The sequence below is a fragment of the Ruminococcus champanellensis 18P13 = JCM 17042 genome, from assembly GCF_000210095.1.
Lineage (GTDB): Bacteria > Bacillota > Clostridia > Oscillospirales > Ruminococcaceae > Ruminococcus_F > Ruminococcus_F champanellensis.
The window spans coordinates 383,310-402,277 of record NC_021039.1; the positions used below are offsets into that span (position 1 = coordinate 383,310).

Here is an 18,968-nt window from a genome sequence, read left to right on the forward strand (position 1 = left end):
AAAAATAAGATGATTCACAAACAGATGGTCACTATAAGTAAACCGGCAAAACTATCCCGGCACGCAGAGCATAAAGAACCGCACGAAAAGATCTTCACCAAAAGCCAAACCGCAAAAAGAGCCGCCCCAGGCGACTCCGTTATACTATAATAGTGTCTCTCCCTTCAGGCAGTTCCGCCCCCGCTCCAGGGCGACGATCCCCGTCCGGCACATTTCCAGGATCCCGAAGGGGGTCAGCAGTTCAATGAACGCATCGATCTTGGAGCTTTCCCCGGTCAGCTCGATGCACAGGGCGTCCGTAGCATAATCCACGATCTTGGAGCGGAAAATGTCCACCGCCGCCAGGATCTCCTGCCGGGTCTGGGCGTCATTCCGCACCTTGATGAGCAGCAGCTCCCGGAATACGGTGTCGCTGTGGGGCAGGGCACGCACCTCTGTCACATCGTGGAGCTTCCGCAGTTGCTTGAGGATCTGATCCAGATCATGGGCATCCCCCCGCATGGCAATGGTGATCCGGGACAGGGCAGGGTTTTCCGTTTCCCCCACCGTCAGACTGTCAATGTTGAAGCCCCGCCGGGTGAACATGCCGGAAACCCGGGTCAGCACACCGGACTGGTTGGATACCAGCGCTGCGATTACAAATTGTCCCATTATGCCTTCTCCTTTCGGTGATGCTTTTGAGCGGATTCCGGAGCCGCCAGCAGCATGTCCTCCACCCTGCCGCCGGGTGGGAGCATGGGGAACACCATTTGTTCCGGATCCACCGGACACAGGATCAGTACCGGCTTTTTGCTGTGTGCCGCTCTGGTCAGCGCCTGATCCAACTGTGCATAGGACTCTGCCCGGAGTCCCACCGCTCCGCATGCCTCCGCCAGTGCCGGATAGTCGATGCTGCACCCCAGATCCGTTGCCGCATACCGGCGCTTGTAGTACAGGGTCTGGCTCTGCCGCACCATGCCCAGGGTGTGATTTTCCAGCAGCAGGATGGTCAGGGGCAGCTTCTGCTCCACTGCCGTTGCCAGCTCGTTGAAATTCATGCGGAAGCTGCCGTCCCCGGTGATGAGGATCGTGGGCTTTCCCGTGCCAATGGCTGCCCCGATGGCAGCACCCATGCCGAAGCCCATGGTGCCCAGACCGCCGCTGGTCAGGAAGGAGCCGGGGGTGCGGAAGGAAAAATGCTGTGCCGTCCACATCTGATGCTCTCCCACGTCCGTGGCAATGTAAGCGTCCCCTGCCCGGTCGCTGAGCATCCGGATGATCCCTGCCGGGTGGAAGCCCTCCTGTGTGGGCATCTGCTCCGCCTCCTGCTGCTTTAGCTGCGCCAGCCGCTGCTGCCATGCCGGATGGGACTGCTGGGGGATCCGTTCCAGCAGACGCTCCAGTGCGTCCCGGATGTCCCCCTCGATGCCCAGATACACCGGCATGGTCTTTTCCAGCTCTGCTGCATCAATGTCGATGTGCAGGATCTTGGCGTCCGGCGCAAAGTTTGCATGCTCCCCCACCGCCCGGTCGCTGAACCGTGCTCCGGCAACCAGGATCAGATCTGCCTCCCGTTGCGCCATGGCGGCGGCGTAATGGCCGTGCAGCCCCTGCATCCCCAGAAACCGGGGATCCTCTCCGGGCATGGCGGACAGCCCCATGAGGGTAGCCCCCACGCCGCAGTCCAGCCGCCGGGCAAGCTCCTGCACCAGAGGCGCTGCCTTTGCCCGGATCACACCGCCCCCGCAGGAAATGTAGGGGCGCTGTGCCGCTGTCAGTTGCCGGACAGCCTCCTCCAGCTGTTCCGCCGCCGCATGCTTTGTGGGCAACATGGGCGCCTCCCCGGCAGGAGTGTACTCCCACCGGGTTTTCTGGATATCGCTGGGAATATCCACCAGCACCGGCCCGGGTCTGCCGGATTTTGCGATGGTGAACGCCTCCCGGAGGGTGTCTGCCAGCCGTCGGATGTCCTTGACCATGAAGTTGTGCTTGGTGATGGGAATGGTGATGCCGGTAATGTCCACCTCCTGGAAGCAGTCCAGACCGATCCGGTCACAGGGCACATTCCCGGTGATTGCCACCATGGGCACCGAGTCCAGATAGGCGGTGGCGATGCCGGTGACCAGATTGGTGGCGCCGGGGCCGGAGGTGGCGATCACTACCCCGGGCTTTCCCGTTGCCCTGGCGTACCCGTCCGCCGCATGGGCGGCTCCCTGCTCATGGGCGGTGCGGATGTGCCGGATCTGCCGGCGCTTCTGATACAGGGCATCGTACAGGGCAAGCACCTGCCCCCCCGGATAGCCGAATACGGTATCGCACCCCTGCTCCAGTAAAACCTGTGTGACGATCTGTGCGCCGGTGAGCCGCATGCTGCTCCCTCCTTTCCCGGTTTTTCGCTGTTTCTGCCGGATTCATTATACCATTCCTCCGGCGGAAAGTCAAGGCGGCGGCAGGGGCAGGATTCGTGCAGAATACACCAAAAGATGTGCATAAACTATGAAAATTGTGTTGACATTTATGTGCCGGTATGGTAGAATATACGTGGCGGTATAGCGTCACTGCGCCCTGTTCCGTATCACAGCACACCCGGGTCTTCTGACAGCTGAAACAGGGACGGTTCCCGGCAAATTGCATATTATTTTACTAAGAAAACCTCCGATGCTGTGCAGGCTGTACGAAGAGGATTCCACAGCCGCCGGGGCATTCTTGGTTAATCTTAATAAAAAGTCGCGTGGTATTTATGTAAAAAACACGATTGCAAATTTTCTTTGGGAATGCTATAATATTTTATATTAGTGTAGTGTCGCTGCGTTCGGTTTTTGAACGGTTAACCCGGTTTGTTTGTTTATTCGCATGCGGTTTTGACGTCCGGTCTTCTGACCGCCGCAGCGGAAAACGGCAGGCAGCCGGATCGGGGCCGGCTGTAACGGGTGTCATTAAATTTGGAGGTGGTTTTAATGCCGAGTTATACTTACACGGCGAAGGATGTCGCAGGGAATATCCGGAAAGGTACTCTGAGCGCAGAGGACGAACAGGATTTTCTTGCGAAGATTCATGAAAAGGGACTGTTCCCCACCGAGTACAACGAGGCGGCAGGGGTAAAGCAGTCTACGCACAAGTTTTCGACCAAGGAGCTGGCGTTCAACTGCCGTCAGATGGCGGCAATGCTCACGTCCGGTCTGACCCTGGTCAAGGCGCTGGACATTCTCTGCCGGGAGCAGGAAAAGGAAGCCAGCAAGCTGATCTGGCGTGACATTTACGAGAACGTGCAGAAGGGTGAATCCTTCTCCGCATCTCTGGAAATGCACAGCGGCTCCTTCCCCCAGTTCCTGATCTCCATGGTTGCCGCCGGTGAATCCAGCGGTTCTCTGGATCAGATCATGCAGCGTATGTCCGATCATTACGCAAAGGAAAACAAGATGCACAACACCATCAAGAGCGCCATGATGTATCCGATCATCCTGGTTATCCTCTGTGTAGCGGTTGTCATCGGTCTGTTTACCTTTATTATGCCGACCTTCGCAGGGCTGTTCACCAATGAGGAGGATATGCCTGCATTGACCAGAGTCATGATGAGCATCAGTAACTTCCTGCGTGGGTACTGGTACATACTCATCGGCTTCGTGCTGATCGCCGTGTTCGGCATCCGTTACGCTATGAAGATGCCAAACGTTCGTCTCAAGTGGGATCGGTTCATCATCAAGGGACCCGGCTTCGGCGCCCTGGTGGTCAAGATCTACACCGCCCGCTTCGCAAGAACGCTTTCCTCTCTGTACTCCAGTGGTATTCCCATGGTAGAGTGCCTGGAGCGTTCCTCCGCAATTCTCAACAACAGCTACATCGACGAAAAATTCCGTACAGTCGTGGATGAGGTAAAACAGGGTGAGACCCTTTCCGCTTCCATTCAGAGAACGGAGATCTTCGAGTCCATGTTCTGCTCCATCATCTATGTAGGTGAGGAAGCCGGCGCTCTGGACGACATTCTGGCAAAGACCTCTGACTACTACGACGAAGAAGCGGATTCCGCAGTACAGCGTCTGGTCGGCATGCTGGAGCCGGTCATGATTATCATACTCGGTATCATGGTTGGTCTGATCGTAGCATCCGTACTTCCCGCACTGTATGACTCCTTTGAGAACATCGAATAACAGAGAGGTGGATAAATAACATGCTTTCATTTGACATTACCGACAGAAACATACGCATCATCAAGGGCGTAGAGAGTAACGGCAAGATCCGGATCAACTCCGCAGCGACCCTGAACCTGGAGGAAGAGATCATCGTCAACGGCCACGTCAAGGATGTGCCCCGTCTGGCAACCCTCATCAACCAGGTGCTCAAGTCCAACAGAATGGCTGACAAGGAGGCCATCATCAGCATCTCCTCCAACCTGACCATTTTTAAGGAGCTGCATATTCCCAAGGCAAAGGAACAGGATTTTGTCAAGATGGTACGGGCAGAGATGCAGACCCAGTTGGGCATCGATGAATCCTATTCCGTATCCTACGTTATCGTAGGGGAGGAAACCGACGAGAACAACCAGATCGTCCAGAAGGTTCTGGCAACCGCTTGCCCCTACGAGATCATCGACTGCTACAAGCGTGTGTTCTCCATGCTGACCATCAGTCTCCGGTCCGTTATGATCGGCTGCAACTGTATCACCAAGGTGCTGCTGTCCGACGCAAAGATCAAGTCCAAGATGCCCTTGCTGGCAGTACAGATCGACAACAACTTCATCAGCCTGAACCTTTATGAAAAGGGTCAGCTGTCCTTCTCCCGTTTTGCATCCATCTCCGCCGAGGACTACGGCAACTCCGACGACTATGTATTTGAGGCAGTCAACGAGAACATCTTCCGTATGATGCAGTTCCAGAAGTCCAAGAACACGGGAGAGGTTGTGGAAAACGTTGTATTCTACGGCGATACCCACGAGTTTGTTCGTCTGACCAACGCACTGGAGCAGATGGGCGTTCGTACCAGCATCATCACCGTTCCGCCCCAGATTCATGGCTATGAGAATCTGGAATTCTCCTCCTACGCAAACGCCATCGGCGCAATGTTCAAGCGGAACAAGGAAACCGAGCGGATCAACCTGCTGGAAACCGACACCTTCAACAACAACAAGATCAAGTCCGACAAGTCCTACGGTCTGCTGCTGGGCGTTTCCGTTCTGGCAACCGCAGTGGTTATGCTGGGCGCATGGGGCGCACTGAAGATCTACGACAACGGCATCAAGGACGAGATCAAAACCTACCAGGACAAGATCGACAGTCCCGAAACCAAGGCAAAGCTTGCACAGCTGGAGCAGCTCAAGAAGACCGAGGAATCCGTCACCACCCTGTTGAGCGAGATGACCGATGCCAGTGACGCATTCAAGACCCGTCCCTACATCCTCAAGGAAACCTATGACATTGTAGAAAAGGCGGCGGAGGAAACCGCAACCGATCAGCAGATGTCCGACATGGAGGTTACCCAGTTTGACTACAGCGCCGGTGTGCTGAACGTGAAGATCGAGGTTGACGCTTCTGAGGATCCGGCACAGAAGTATCCCGCAGCGGTTACCGCCATCCTGGAGAAGGAAACCAAGTTCTACTATGTGGACTATAAGGGCTACCAGGTGAAGGAAGAAACAGATCCGGTGACAGAGGCTGTGACCAAGCGGATCGAGTATACCTTTACAGTTGACATCAAGGGCGACGGCATCAATCTGGACACCGAAGAAACGACAGAGAACACTACAGGAGAGGAAGGTACTGGCAAATGAAGCTGAGTTACAGAGATAGAGTCATTCTGATCGTTGTAGCGATCATTGCGATCATTGCAATTGTGGCGATCGCTCTGATTCGCCCCACAATTAAGAGCATCAACACGGACAATAAGACCCTGGAGACCACCAAGCAGACCTGGACGGAAACCGAGCAGAAGCTGAACCAGATCGAGCCTACCAAGAAGCGCATTACCGAAAAGCGGGACAATGCAGCCAAGCTGGCGGAGTACTTCACACCGGAGACCCTGTTCTCCGAGCAGGATCAGTTCCTGCACAAGGCACTGGATGACAACAACATGCATGTCACCAACCTGACCATGACCGATCCGGAGGCTGCTCCCCTGGATTTCTACTACGAGAACCCCCACGAGCTTTCCTACAACCTGAACCAGCATGCAGACTTGGACGGCTCCATGGCAAAGGCGCTGTCTGAGAAGCTGCGGGAGTATCTGGCACTGAGCGCACGGACTGCACAGGACGTTGCCACCAGAACCTCCACCATCGAGTGCAGAGCAAAGAAGGAAGATCTGATGAACTTCCTGGCAGATATCAAGAAAATGGATACCACCGTTCTGGTAGAATCCGTTACCATCTCTGACTACACCTTCTGCCCCGCTGAGGACGCAGATCCCAACTGGACCGCAGAGGAGCGGGCTGAAAACGTAGATCACTCCACTATGACTATTGTGGTGAAGTTCTACTCTGTTCCGGTTCCCACCGCTGCTGATCTGGGCGAGTAAGCATACGAACGAATAAGCGAACGATTGAAAGGCGGTTTTGCTTATGAACGATCATGAAAAGAAAGGAAAAGTCGGTGGCTCCGTCCTGTTTACCGTCATCGTAGTTATGATGGTGCTGGTGGTGTTCCTGATGGGAACACTGGGGCTTGCATCCGCTGCCAATAAGCGGGCGCAGAACTCCTATACCAGTTCCCAGGCACAGTACACCGCCCGGATGGCGGTGGAAAGCGTGCTTGCAGCCATGCAGAATGACGCAGACGTGGCAGAACGGGTTTATAAGCTGCGGGCTAACACGCCGATCAACGTGGATATTTCCACTGACCGGCTGGCAACGGCAGGTACCACCGGCGATGCCTATGGTCGGATCCAATCCTGTACCATTGAAAACATCGGGAAGGATTACTACTATGTAGATGACAAGTGGGATGGCCGTGACATCATCAAGATCACTGCCACCGTCCAGCTGGGTACCCAGGACAGCACCGTTTCCGCATACATCCTGAAAAAGGAAAAGGACAGCGTTGTCAACAACACGCCCTCCGGCGGCGGCGGCGGTCTGGTAACAGCGGGCGATGCCACCTTCGGCACCAAGGTTTCCGTATTCGGCGGCGCAGGTATCAACCTGGGCAACCGTTGGAGAAACCTGGATCCTGCGGATGCACTCCGGGGATATTCCTTTGATGGATCCGCCAACTTCTCCTCACAGGATACCACAAGCCTGCAATGGGAGGCACCCTATGTTGTAAATGGTTCCTTTACCGCTGACGGTTCCGGCGCAGCACTGGTATTCCCGAAGCTCGGCTCCGGCTTTACCTTCTGGGGAAATTTCAATTTCAACAACCAGATTGCCATTACTTCCGGCAACCCGGCGGTGCTGAATGCGGGCTCAAGTGCCGCACTCAACTACACAGATATCCCCTACATTTATGTAGAAAAGACACTGTCGATCACAAATGGTGCCAAGGGCGTCAATGTGAACCATCAGATTCCGCTGAATATTCTCTGCGGAAATACCTGTATCATCACGACTGACCCGATCTATGCAAATCTGTACATGATGAACGACAATACACCGGATTCCGAAAAGGTGGAAAAACAGGTGTACTGGCCGGAATTCAAGATCGAGAAGTATGCGAATTACATCAACTTTAACCAAGGCTCCCTGCTTTCCAACTGGACCTACCAGCTGATCAACGGGGTGGATAATCCCACGGAGCATGTAGGTGGTTCCATCTATGCGCAGGATGATCTTTGCATCGACGCTGACAACAATAGGGGCGTTGTGGAGGGAAGCCTGGTGGTAGATGACGATCTGCTGATCAGCACCCAGGAATTCGTTGTAGAAGGCGACCTGGTTGTAAAGGGCAGACTCAAGATCACCAACGGCAGAGTCAAGGTAGGAGGAAAGTTCTACCACGACGATCAGGCTGGGGATGATTACACCGACAAAGTGTTTGATTCCACCGGCGCAACAGCTCTGACCCCGGATGCTTACGATTCTAACCTTGGTTACCCCTACTATATGGATCGGGAATACGTTCTGGGTCTGACAGACGAAACCTACACCGGAAAGGACGCCAGCGGCAAGAATGTGACACTGGCACGCCAGTTTGTTAACACCCTGCAGGACACCATGTCCACCGCAATGGATCCTTATAAGAATGCATACTACGGTCTGCCTACCACCGCTTACGGCGGTAAGGTGGATAGCTGGTGGCAGAGATACAGCGTGGATCCCACCAGTGCAGCCGGTATGGACGTGCGGGCATACGAGCCCAACGATGCAGTGAACACACCCAACGGCAAGGAGATCGTCATTGCCAACACCGAGATCGCAGTGCTGCGCTCCGGCAACTATGACGGCGTGAATATCCGTGTCGTTCCGGACGATTCTCATCCCTCCATCTGGTTGATTGTGGACGACAACGTTTCTTTCGGCAATATGAACGGCTACCGCGGCTTCATTTTTGAGGATTGCGGCGCTACCGTGGCGGAAATCACCAACGGCACAGACGTGAAGCTGAACAAGGACGGCAACCCGGCATACCAGGTTGTCTCCACCGGCACCTATGCGGATTATGTGAAGAAGGACGTGGCAGACGCCAACGGCGAGTTCCAGGGCAAGTACAGCCTGAACATGCTGCTGCGTGGTTCTGTCAGAATGAACAAGGCTGGTTTGATGACCCGTCATTATGTTTCTCTGGCGGAAACCGGAACAAACTTCCAGATCTACAATGCATATGGCAAGCCGGACACAGGCATCTACAAGGCAGAGCGTCCCAACGTATATGTATACTCCGCAAACTACAACGGGTGCGACCTGAGCAAGGATCCCACTGACCCGGACGTAAAGGATACTCTGGATAAGATCGAGGCGCAGACCGGTTACCGGCCCACTACCAAGAACTCCTGTCCGTATCTGAACGTGACCACCAAGGACGGCTACAACATGCCGAAGGTGAACTTTGAAGCCAGCGCAGCATTCCTGTCTGCATACTTCATGGCACCGTTCCTGGATATTGATGCGAAAAAGGTTGACAAGACCTTTGGCTCCTGTACCGTATACTACAACGGACATCAGGTCAAGTCCAATGCCATCGGCATCATTGGCACGATGATCGGCAACGGCGTCAATGCCGGTTCCGACGGAGCATGGGTATCCCTGTACTATCCCTCCTACATTCCGCCGGTAACGCCGCCGGATGCACCGGAGGATGAAACCTACATGAACAGCTGGGCTTTGATCCAGTTCGAGAATTATTAAGGAGGTGGCAGCATGAAACGTTTTTTGCGAAAAAAACCGAAGAAAACCGCAAAGGGCATGACCCTGATCGAGTGTATCATTGCCCTGTGTGTATTCAGCATTGCTGCTGCCGTTATGGTTGAAACCGGCATCGTCGTGAACCGCACCCTGCAGGAAACCACCCATCTGAACAGGAAGGTGTCTGCCCAGTCCCCCAAGGCGGAGACACAGAATGTGTCCTCCGCCACCCAGGAGGGCTTCAGCGTGAATGTGCCTGCCGGAGCGGCCAAGAACTTTACCCGTGTGGTACTGGAGGTGGAGGGCACCTTCTCTCCGGTTTCCATTCTGGTGGATACCTACAACACAGCAGATTCCTCCGATCCGGATACATCCATGGATGCGGATCTCCACTTCGTGGATGTGGACACAGAAACCTATGGTACCGACAGAAATGGCGGACCGCTGAAATTTGAGGAGGAGATCGAAACTCCCACAGAGGGTGAGGGCGAAACACCATGACGCAGAGCCGCAGCAAGCAGGAGGTGGAATCCATGAAGCAGAAACAGTTGAAGGGCTTTACCCTGGTTGAGCTGGTTGTCGTAATGGCGATCTTCTCTATGATCATGTTCGGTGCCATGCAGTTGATGGATCCGGTTTCCAAGATATTTCAGCGCACCAGCAACTATGAAACCAGTGCCGCTACGGTTGACAACGTAAAACGTTACATTGAGGGAAGCATTCGCTATGCGGACTTCATCAACGTGTACGAAGGCAGCTATATGCAGTATGATCCCAGTTCCGGCGGAGATATTGCCATCACCGAGGAACAGGCCATTGACGAATTTATGAAGCGGTATCTGGACAGCGCATGCGGCGTGGTTGACAAGAAGGCACGGCCGGTAACTGCCCAGTACCTGAACTATGACGTGTATGTCATGGAGATCGACAACACCATCTACAGCACGTCCGGCACGGAGATCACCGACACCTCTGTGGGCGGCATTGACGCAAACAGAGGCAGAGGGCGGATCACACAGCGGATCTACTCCGTCAACAGCCATGAGGCAGGGGGCGTATACCCCAAGACCCTGACTTCCAGCGGTCTTGCCATCAATGAGACCTATTTCCGCGACACCGCCATTGACGTGCAGCTGGGTCTGACCGATGCAGACACCGTTTCCATGGCGAACTTCACCATGCGGATTACCAACTACCGGGACGTTACCAAGTCCGGCGGCGTGCGCACCTTCTCCGAAACCGCAACGGAGACCAATGCAGCCATGGGTCTGGTCAACGTAGCCAGCAATGCAGGCACCAACTACTATGCCTTTGATGATGATGGTAACGTAACCGTCAGAACCCGGGGCACAGATGTATTCACCTGCAAGCGCACCGGCAGCAAGGAGCATATCTTTATTATCTACGCATTTGAGCATCAACGGTAAAAAATAAGCGGCAGTCGGAACGATTGCTCCGACTGCCGCCTTTGTGCGAAATTACTCAAGGATCATATGATTGATGTACCAGGCAACAATCTGATTGCCGAACAGGGTGCCAATCACAAGACCGATGGAAAGGAAGGGGCCAAAGGCGAATTTCGATTCACCGGTGATCTTCTTATAAGCAAGGCCGCAGACCGCAGCAAGAAAAATGCCGATCAGTGCAGCCACCGCAGTCACCTTGGGGCCAACCAGAAGTCCGCTGGCAGCCATCAGCAGGGTATCTCCCAGCTCGATGCCCCGGACTTTCTCTCCGGTGCGTCGCTTGATGACCGCACCGCTGATCTCCCCGATCAGGAAAAAGGGCACGCTGACGCAGACAGCGCCAATGAGCCGCTGGGGGATGGTGAGGGTATCCGTCAGAAGCGCCGAAGGGATCGCCAGCAGCGCAATGCACAGCAGGATCCGCAGGTCGATCTCCAGGGTGTTCCAGTCCATGAATCCTACCACGATCAGCAGGGAGAAGAACAGGCAGCAGATGATGCCGTTGGCGTTCAGATCCAGTACCAGCAGGGCTACTATATATAGGATGCCGTTGAGTGCCTCTACAATGGGATACTGGGGAGAGATTCTGGCGCCGCAGTTGTGGCATTTGCCCCGCAGAAACAGCCAGCTAAACACCGGGATCAGATCCCGTTTCCGGATCTTCGCCTGACAGGTCATACAGTGGGATGACCGCTTGATGAGGGATTCGTTGTTGGGCAGCCGGTAGATCAGCACATTCAGAAAGCTGCCGATGCAGATGCCGTAAAGAAAGACAATGGGGAAAAACAGCAGGTAGAATTGCCAGTCCATGAATTCGCCGCCAATGGTGCGGGAGAGTATGGGTAACATGATGATTCCTCCTTGATGATGATGATGCCCCTCCGGACACATTACTGTTATTCTAGCATAAATTCAGAGTAAATACAAGGGTGTGCCGCAAGAACGGCACTGCCCGAGAAAACAAATATATATTGGAGGTTTGGGTAATGAGAAATATCCGTATCGGCGATTACCTGGTTGAGCAGGGACTGATTACACAGGAACAGCTTGAGAAGGTACTGGAGGCACAGAGAGAGGCGCAGGGCACCAAGCGGTTCGGCGATGTGATCGTGGAACTGGGCTTCCTTTCTGAAACAAAGTTTACACAGGCACTTGCCGGTAAGCTGAAGGTGGCATATGTGGATCTGTCCACCGTGGACATCGACGAGGAAGCCGTTCGGAAGGTGCCGGAGGCGCTGGCGCTGAAGCATACGGTCATCGCCATCAACATTCAGGGTCGCCGTCTGACCGTTGCCACGGACGATCCCATCAACTTCAACATTCTGGAGGATATCAAGGTTTCCACCGGTATGGATACAGTTCCGGTGCTGGCAACCAAGACTGCCATCAAGAAAATGATCGGCAAGCACTACTCCATGCAGAACGTGGACAGCGTGCTGGAGGGCGTAAGCGCTCTGAATCCCGTAGAGGATGAGGACGATGACGGCTCCAAGGATCGTGTAGACAGCGCCCCCATCGTAAAGCTGGCTACCACCATCGTAGAAAACTCCTTCCGTGCGGATGCAACGGATATTCATATCGAGCCCTTCAAGACCTACACCCGGATCCGGATCCGTGTCAACGGAGATCTGGTAGAACTGATGAACGTTGCAAATCAGGTACATAACTCCCTGACCACCCGTCTGAAGCTGATTTCCGGCATGAACATCGCCGAGAAGCGTGTGCCCCAGGACGGTCGTTTCACACAGGTCGTAGACGGCACCACCCCCTTGGACGTCCGTGTATCTTCCCTGCCTACCGTAAACGGCGAGAAGATCGTTATCCGTATTCTTTCCACCGGTCAGATTGCCCTGCGGAAGATCACCGATCTGGGTATGTCCGACTACAACTACCGCATGTTCGAGAGCATGATCAAGTGTCCCCACGGGGTTATGCTGGTAACAGGGCCTACTGGTTCCGGTAAGACCACGACCCTGTATGCCGCCCTGGGTGAGCTTGCAAAGCCCAACGTAAACGTCATCACCGTTGAGGACCCGGTCGAGAAGCAGATCGACGGCATCAACCAGGTTCAGGTAAACGCCAAGGCGGGCATGACCTTTGCCGCTGCCCTTCGTTCCATCCTCCGTCAGGACCCGGATATCGTTATGATCGGTGAGATGCGTGACTCGGAAACCGCAGAAATCGGTATCCGTGCCGCTATCACAGGTCACTTGGTGCTTTCCACCCTGCATACCAACGACGCAGCGTCCACCATCGTCCGTCTGGTAGATATGGGAATTCCGCCCTACATGGTAGCGTCCTCTCTGATCGGCGTTATCGCACAGCGTCTGGTTAAGGTGCTGTGCCCCAAGTGCAAGACTGCCCGGATGTCCACACCGGATGAGAACAAGCTGATGAAGCTGGATCATTCCGTGCCCATCTACGAATCTCGGGGCTGCCCGGAGTGCAACAATACCGGCTACAAGGGCAGAACCGCAATTCACGAGATCATCCACTGCTCTGCCGGCATTTCCACCCTCATTGCGGACAATGCCAGCAAGGAGGAACTGGAAATCTGCGCAAAGAAGAACGGTACAAAGTTGCTGCGTGAGAACGTATCCGAGCTTGTACAGCAGGGCGTAACGTCCATCGACGAGCTGGTTCGTGTAACCTATGCAGTATAAAGACAGGAGGACAACACTATGGCAATTCTCATCAACAAAATCTTGGACGAAGTGCGTGTGCTGGGCTGCTCCGACTTGCATTTCACCAACGGCATTAACCCTGTCGTTCGTCTGAATGGTCAGCTACGGAAAATGAGCGGCTACGAGGAGATGAACGAAGAAGGTATTCTGGAAATCGTGGAGCAGATGACCAACGAGCAGCAGCGCCGGAGCATCGCACAGCATAAGGACACGGACTTTTCCTTTACCACGAGAAGCGGCTACCGGCACCGTGTCAACGTGTTCTTCCAGCGTGGCTTTACCGCCATTGCCATCCGTCTGCTGCGCAACGACATCCCCACCCTGGAGGATCTGTTCCTGCCCCCGATCCTGGGCGAATTTGCAATGCGCCCCAGAGGGCTTGTGCTGGTAACCGGCCCTACCGGTTCCGGTAAGTCCACCACCCTGGCAGGTATGATCGACTACATCAACGTGAGCCGCAGCGCCCATGTTATCACCATCGAGGACCCCATCGAGTATGTACACGAGCATAAGCGCTGCATGGTGAACCAGAGAGAGGTGGGCATGGACGTGCCCGACTTCGCAAGCGCCCTCCGTGCCGCCCTCCGTGAGGACCCGGACGTAATCCTCGTGGGAGAAATGCGTGACTTTGAAACCGTTTCCGCTGCCGTAACCGCCGCCGAAACCGGTCACCTTGTGCTCTCCACCCTGCATACCACCTCTGCGCCGGATACCATCAACCGTATCATCGACGTGTACCCGGAGCATCAGCAGGTACAGATCCGTACCCAGCTTGCAAACACCCTGGTGGGCGTTATCTCCCAGACCCTGCTGCCCAAGAGGGACGGCAGCGGCAGAATCGCCGCCATGGAGATCCTGAACGTAACCGACGCTTGCGCCGCTATGATCCGTGACAATAAGGTGCATCTGATCCAGTCTGCCATCCAGACCGGTAAGCAGAACGGCATGATGTGTCTGGACCAGGAGCTGGCACGCATGGCAAAGCAGGGCATCGTCTACGAGGCGGACGCACTGGAGCGTTGTCAGGATAAGGCAGAGTTCTATCGCTATTTTAACGCAATGTAACACCGAGTTCATATTTTACGGACTGTCAACGGCAAATTTCGGTAGAAATAGTGCGCAATTTGTGCAAATTCTCTTAGGGCATTGTGCAAAACGGCAAAAATGGTACTTAAAAAAAGCATCCAAAAGCCGATTGTGTCAAACTTTATTAACACTTCGTCTAAAATACTGAAATCTATTGACATCCTTTTTGAAACATGATATACTAAGACCATAGAGAAAAGGGGTACAGCAAAGACGTCGGCTGAACACTCTGCACTCTGAAACGAGGGGACCGTTAAGAGCGGTTCAAAAAGATCTTATTGAGGAGGTTTTTCTTATGAAAACAACAAAGGCAAAAGGCTTTACACTGATCGAATTGATCGTCGTAATTGCAATCATCGGCGTACTGGCAGCAATCCTGGTTCCCACCATGCTGGGCTATGTAACCAAGTCCCGCTGCTCTTCCGCAAACGCTAACGCAAAGTCCTTCTACAATGCAATCAACTCTGCACTGGTAGATCTGGACTCCGAGGGCCAGGACACTTCTACATTTGACGCTCCTGACGGCGCTTCACTGACCGGTGACCTGGCAACTAAGGTTGGCAACTACTTTGCTGACTACACCAAGCTGACTGCTTACCACTACTGCATCGCAAATGGTACCTGCACAGCAGTTACCATTCAGAACGGCGCTTACTGGGGTTCTTACCCGAATCCTACCACCGTTGATGCTCCTGGTGCTGGTTCCACTGGCGTTTCCACACAGTGCAAGACTCAGCCCACTCTGGCACAGGCTGGTGCATAATCACTCTGTGATTACATCAAATTGAATGAAATTGCCCCTCCTTCGGGAGGGGCTTTTCGTTTGCCCGGTGGCGAACAAACGTTCTTATATGCGAATGCTTATTTGAGGAACATATGTTCTTACTGGAATAGAACGCATGTTCCGAACATACGTTCCTACAATAAAAGAACGTATGTTCTGTACGCTCTGAACGATGCGCCTTGCTTACCCCGTATGCTTTTTGTCAAAATCGCCAAGAATCCGGCAAAATCTTTGGCTCTCTGCCCTGGTTTTTTTGTGAAATTTCTATTGACTTTCCGTGTATGAAATGGTACAATGTAAGTGGATAAATGGCAGCATTGCTGCATGAACTGGAGGGATCAATTCCATGAAACAGCACAAGGTCAAGGGCTTTACTCTGATCGAATTGATGGTCGTAATCGGCATTATCGGCGTGCTCAGTGCGGTTCTGATACCGTCTATGAACGCTTATTATACCCGTTCCCGGATCAAAACCACCAACTCCAATGCAAAGGTTCTGTTCAATGCGGCGCAGACTGCCGCCCAGGAGTTCCAGTTCCGGGAGCGTTCCGTCAGTGACCACTCCTTCAACTCTACCGGAGACGGTGTGGTTGTGATCCGTGCGGATCGGGGGCAGGTCGTCAGCGTCAATGACACAGCGATTGGATCCATAGGTGCCGTGCCGGATCCGTCGGATCCTTCCGTGGAGTTGATCTCTGCCGCAGATCGGCAGGCTGCATACACGAATTTTGTGCGCCGGATCGCCAACACCTTCGGGGACAGCACAGAAACCTGCTGGGTGGTTTATGTGGACAATTACATTGTGCGTTCTGCGATTTGCGCCCGCACGGATTCTGACCGGTATCTGGGCGCATACCCCAACCCCACCGATGATAAATCCGACAACACCATTTCCGATCTGACCCGGGCAACGATTCTTTCCGATTTTGTGGAGCCGTATTGGGGCAGCGGATCCTGATTTCCAAGCTAAAAAGGCGGCTTCGGTCGCCTTTTTCCTGTCACTATCCCCCTGGATGAGCGACCGCCTGCGGAGTTCACTTGAATCCTGCGAAGGCTCAAAACTGAATAGTTGCTGCATACGTTTCCGTAGCTCAGCCGGATAGAGCGACCGCCTCCTAAGCGGTAGGTCGGGTGTTCGAATCACCTCGGGAACGCCAGAAAAGCCGAAAGCCTTGTTTCCAGGGGTTTCGGCTTTCCTTTACAATCAGGCTTCCGCATGCACCCTATTGCAAAACTGCATCCGGTGTGCTATAATATGACTGATAAACGCTGCGGTTCTTAAAGATACCCACATTGAACTGAAAAAACGGAGTGCTGCCCCAGGGCAGCCTTTCAAAAGCCTGCCGGTTAGCATATTCTAACCGGCAGCAGAAATGGTGCATCTGAAAGAACGTGTGGCAGCATCCTGCAAGACCGGTGCCCTACCGGCTGCTGATATTCTCGCAAATGACAAGGAGGAAAGGAATGTTCTGGGATCGTGTAGCATGGGTGTATGATGTTTTTGCAAATATCATCAACCGCAGTGCCAATCAAAGGCTGTGTAAAGCGGTGGGGAACATGATCTGCCCGTCTGATGAGGTGCTGGAATGTGCCTGCGGTACAGGGCTTTTGACCGGCGTAATTGCAAAGAAATGTAAAAGCCTGATCGCCACTGATTTTTCCGCAAAAATGCTGAAACGGGCGAAAAAGAAATACGGATCGCGCGGTAATGTGCGGTTTGAGCAGACGGATATTTTACATCTCCCCTATCCGGATGCGTGCTTTGATGCAGTGGTGGCAGCGAATGTGATCCACCTGCTTGACGAGCCGGATCAGGCGTTGCACGAGCTGGAGCGTGTGTGTAGGCAGGGGGGCAGAATCATCATTCCTACCTATATGAATCGGACAAATAAAGGAACCACAAACAGCGTATCGGGCGCTATCGGCAAAGCCGGAGCAGATTTTAAGCGGGAGTTTACAATCGACACCTACAAGCGCTTTTTTAAAGAAGCCGGATATCCTGACGCTGCTTACACGATGTGTTACGGCAGGATCCCCTGTGCGGTAGCCGTGCTTCGGAAAATCAATTAGGATATGGAGACGATGCAAACATGAAATACACAGGAATGCCAATGGGAATGTGGGCGCTGTTTGCCGGCTCGTTCCGGAAACAGCTGACGGAGGTGTTCGGCTATGATGCGGATACGGCAAGAGCCATCACGAAACAGGCAAAGCCGAAATACAGGGAGATCATTCATAGCTTGCCGGAATTTGAACAGGGCGACCGGTTTCAGATGAATCTTGTGAATGCTGCGATGATTGGTGCGTTTATCCTCTCCATGCCGGAGCGCCCGGATGTGGAGCGTCTGACTGTATATTATGCAAATGCGATGATGACAAAGCCGGTGTGGTGGTTCTGCCGCAAAAGCGGAAAAAACAAATTCACTGAAAAGGATATTGCCGGCATGCAGGCAACCGCCCAACTGAAAGCCGCCGATCGCAACCCCTATTCGTGGAATATGGAATTTTACGAATACCCTGACGGAAGCGGCTATGAAGGGCGCTTTACAAAGTGCGGCATTTGCGTTCTGATGCAAAAGCTGGGACTGTACGATCTCACCCCTGCGTTGTGTCATCTGGACTACACCATGAGCGAGGCGGGGGGCGTAACGGATTTTGTGCGCCAATACACGCTTGCCTCCGGCGGGCCGTACTGCGACTGTGGGTATAAGAAGAAAAAATGACTGACAATCACCATAGGGGCGTTCCCGACAGCCGATGCTGCCGTCGGAAACGATGCCGCCCTATCTGGGGTGTAAAAATGGAGTGAAGAATGATGTTATTTTCAGAAAAACTGAAACAATTTGAAGTGGCGCATCCCTGCGAAAATATAACCGTTGACGGTGCACAGTACCGCTATATCCTGAGCGGAAGGGATACCGACAGAACCCTTGTGTTTCTGAACGGCGGGATGAATACACTGGAAATGTGGATGGACTATGTGGACGGGCTGTCCGGTGATTATCGTGTGCTTCTATTCGATTATCCCCAGGAGCTGCGCACAAATCAGGCGCTTGTGACTGGAATGCATGGGTTCTTTCAGAAACTCGGCATTGAAGCTCCTGTTTTTATCGGTGCCAGCGATGGCGGCATGGTGGCGCAGATTTATGTGCAGAAGTATCCGGGAGAAGCCGGTGGACTGATTCTCATTTCCACCGGCGGCATGGATGCAAACACGCTGAAAAGCCTGAAAAAGAAATACTGCATTGCGCCGCTGTTGCTTTGGTACATGAAGCACTGTAATTATGAAAAGCTGAAGCCGAAGCTCATAAAGGCAGGCATGCGCCATATCCGCAACGAAAGTGCCGAGGAGATTGCCTATGCACGGGACTTGTTTGAGACGATCTTCAAGGACTACAAGCAGGAAAAGGATGTGCATATCTCCGGACTGCTTGCCGACCTGATGAACCAGAAGCCTGTGACTGAGGCGGATTTTGCGGCGCTTGCAGGGAAAATCCTTCTTATCCTGCCGGATCAGGACTTCTTTTCGGGAACGATGCAGGAGGATCTTATCAAATTGATGCATAACCCGCAGATTTCTTACGTTTCAGGCAGTCATCTGTCAACAGTAGTCAAAGCAGAGGACTATATCCGGGCGATCCGGGCATTTTTGAACCAATCAATGAAATGAGACGGGGCATCATTTTTGTGTAGGGTTGCCC

At 53.6% G+C, this 18,968-nt stretch carries 16 protein-coding genes and 1 tRNA gene; 14 read left to right on the forward strand and 3 right to left on the reverse strand.

What is annotated here, in order from left to right; genetic code table 11:
• Nucleotides 1-144: 144 nt before the first annotated feature.
• Nucleotides 145-651, reverse strand: a complete 507-nt coding sequence (gene ilvN, locus RUM_RS01685; protein ID WP_015557496.1) for an acetolactate synthase small subunit — start codon at nt 649-651, stop codon at nt 145-147.
• The gene (gene ilvB, locus RUM_RS01690; RefSeq protein ID WP_015557497.1) at nt 651-2,348 is read right to left on the reverse strand and encodes a biosynthetic-type acetolactate synthase large subunit; all 1,698 of its coding nucleotides are present in this window, start codon (nt 2,346-2,348) and stop codon (nt 651-653) included. The genes ilvN and ilvB overlap by 1 nt, the downstream gene beginning before the upstream one ends.
• Nucleotides 2,349-2,936: 588 nt before the next feature.
• On the opposite strand from ilvB, the gene RUM_RS01695 reads away from it, so the two are divergent.
• From RUM_RS01695 to RUM_RS01720, 6 genes are read left to right on the forward strand one after another with little or no spacing between them, the layout of a single operon-like run.
• Entirely contained in the window at nt 2,937-4,127 is a 1,191-nt protein-coding gene (locus RUM_RS01695) for a type II secretion system F family protein (protein WP_015557498.1), read from the forward strand.
• 20 nt (nt 4,128-4,147) lie between these two features.
• The gene (gene pilM / locus RUM_RS01700) at nt 4,148-5,743 is read left to right on the forward strand and encodes a pilus assembly protein PilM (RefSeq protein WP_015557499.1); all 1,596 of its coding nucleotides are present in this window, start codon (nt 4,148-4,150) and stop codon (nt 5,741-5,743) included.
• Complete coding sequence (locus tag RUM_RS01705; RefSeq protein WP_015557500.1) at nt 5,740-6,486, forward strand: type II secretion system protein M; 747 nt, start codon at nt 5,740-5,742, stop codon at nt 6,484-6,486. The genes pilM and RUM_RS01705 overlap by 4 nt, the downstream gene beginning before the upstream one ends.
• Before the next feature lie 43 nt (nt 6,487-6,529).
• Nucleotides 6,530-9,250, forward strand: coding sequence for a hypothetical protein (locus tag RUM_RS01710; protein ID WP_015557501.1), 2,721 nt, complete (start codon nt 6,530-6,532; stop codon nt 9,248-9,250).
• Nucleotides 9,251-9,262: 12 nt separating this feature from the next.
• Nucleotides 9,263-9,748, forward strand: coding sequence for a prepilin-type N-terminal cleavage/methylation domain-containing protein (locus tag RUM_RS01715; protein ID WP_015557502.1), 486 nt, complete (start codon nt 9,263-9,265; stop codon nt 9,746-9,748).
• A 32-nt stretch (nt 9,749-9,780) separates the two neighbouring features.
• Nucleotides 9,781-10,674, forward strand: coding sequence for a PulJ/GspJ family protein (locus tag RUM_RS01720; RefSeq protein WP_157864588.1), 894 nt, complete (start codon nt 9,781-9,783; stop codon nt 10,672-10,674).
• A gap of 51 nt (nt 10,675-10,725) precedes the next feature.
• Here the strand turns inward: RUM_RS01720 and RUM_RS01725 are convergent, their stop codons facing one another.
• On the reverse strand, nt 10,726-11,562 hold the full coding sequence (locus tag RUM_RS01725; RefSeq protein ID WP_015557504.1) for a prepilin peptidase: 837 nt from the start codon (nt 11,560-11,562) through the stop codon (nt 10,726-10,728).
• A 137-nt stretch (nt 11,563-11,699) separates the two neighbouring features.
• Between RUM_RS01725 and RUM_RS01730 the strand changes: the two genes are divergently transcribed.
• The 8 genes from RUM_RS01730 (at nt 11,700) to RUM_RS01765 (ending at nt 18,937) form a co-directional block, all read left to right on the forward strand.
• Nucleotides 11,700-13,376 carry a GspE/PulE family protein gene (locus tag RUM_RS01730; RefSeq protein ID WP_015557505.1) on the forward strand — a complete coding sequence of 559 codons (1,677 nt, stop codon included), beginning with the start codon at nt 11,700-11,702 and terminating at the stop codon, nt 13,374-13,376.
• A gap of 18 nt (nt 13,377-13,394) precedes the next feature.
• Complete coding sequence (locus RUM_RS01735) at nt 13,395-14,462, forward strand: type IV pilus twitching motility protein PilT (RefSeq protein ID WP_015557506.1); 1,068 nt, start codon at nt 13,395-13,397, stop codon at nt 14,460-14,462.
• A gap of 316 nt (nt 14,463-14,778) precedes the next feature.
• Nucleotides 14,779-15,246 (forward strand): type II secretion system protein, encoded by a 468-nt coding sequence (locus RUM_RS13155; protein WP_015557507.1) that lies wholly within the window; start codon nt 14,779-14,781, stop codon nt 15,244-15,246.
• Nucleotides 15,247-15,613: 367 nt separating this feature from the next.
• Nucleotides 15,614-16,225 (forward strand): pilin, encoded by a 612-nt coding sequence (locus RUM_RS01745; protein WP_015557508.1) that lies wholly within the window; start codon nt 15,614-15,616, stop codon nt 16,223-16,225.
• Nucleotides 16,226-16,347: 122 nt separating this feature from the next.
• A tRNA-Arg gene (locus RUM_RS01750) sits at nt 16,348-16,424 on the forward strand.
• A 307-nt stretch (nt 16,425-16,731) separates the two neighbouring features.
• Nucleotides 16,732-17,337, forward strand: a complete 606-nt coding sequence (locus RUM_RS01755) for a class I SAM-dependent methyltransferase (RefSeq protein ID WP_015557509.1) — start codon at nt 16,732-16,734, stop codon at nt 17,335-17,337.
• 20 nt (nt 17,338-17,357) lie between these two features.
• Nucleotides 17,358-17,990 carry an L-2-amino-thiazoline-4-carboxylic acid hydrolase gene (locus RUM_RS01760; RefSeq protein ID WP_041326209.1) on the forward strand — a complete coding sequence of 211 codons (633 nt, stop codon included), beginning with the start codon at nt 17,358-17,360 and terminating at the stop codon, nt 17,988-17,990.
• Between the two features lie 89 nt (nt 17,991-18,079).
• Nucleotides 18,080-18,937, forward strand: coding sequence for an alpha/beta fold hydrolase (locus tag RUM_RS01765; RefSeq protein ID WP_147645533.1), 858 nt, complete (start codon nt 18,080-18,082; stop codon nt 18,935-18,937).
• Nucleotides 18,938-18,968: the final 31 nt, after the last annotated feature.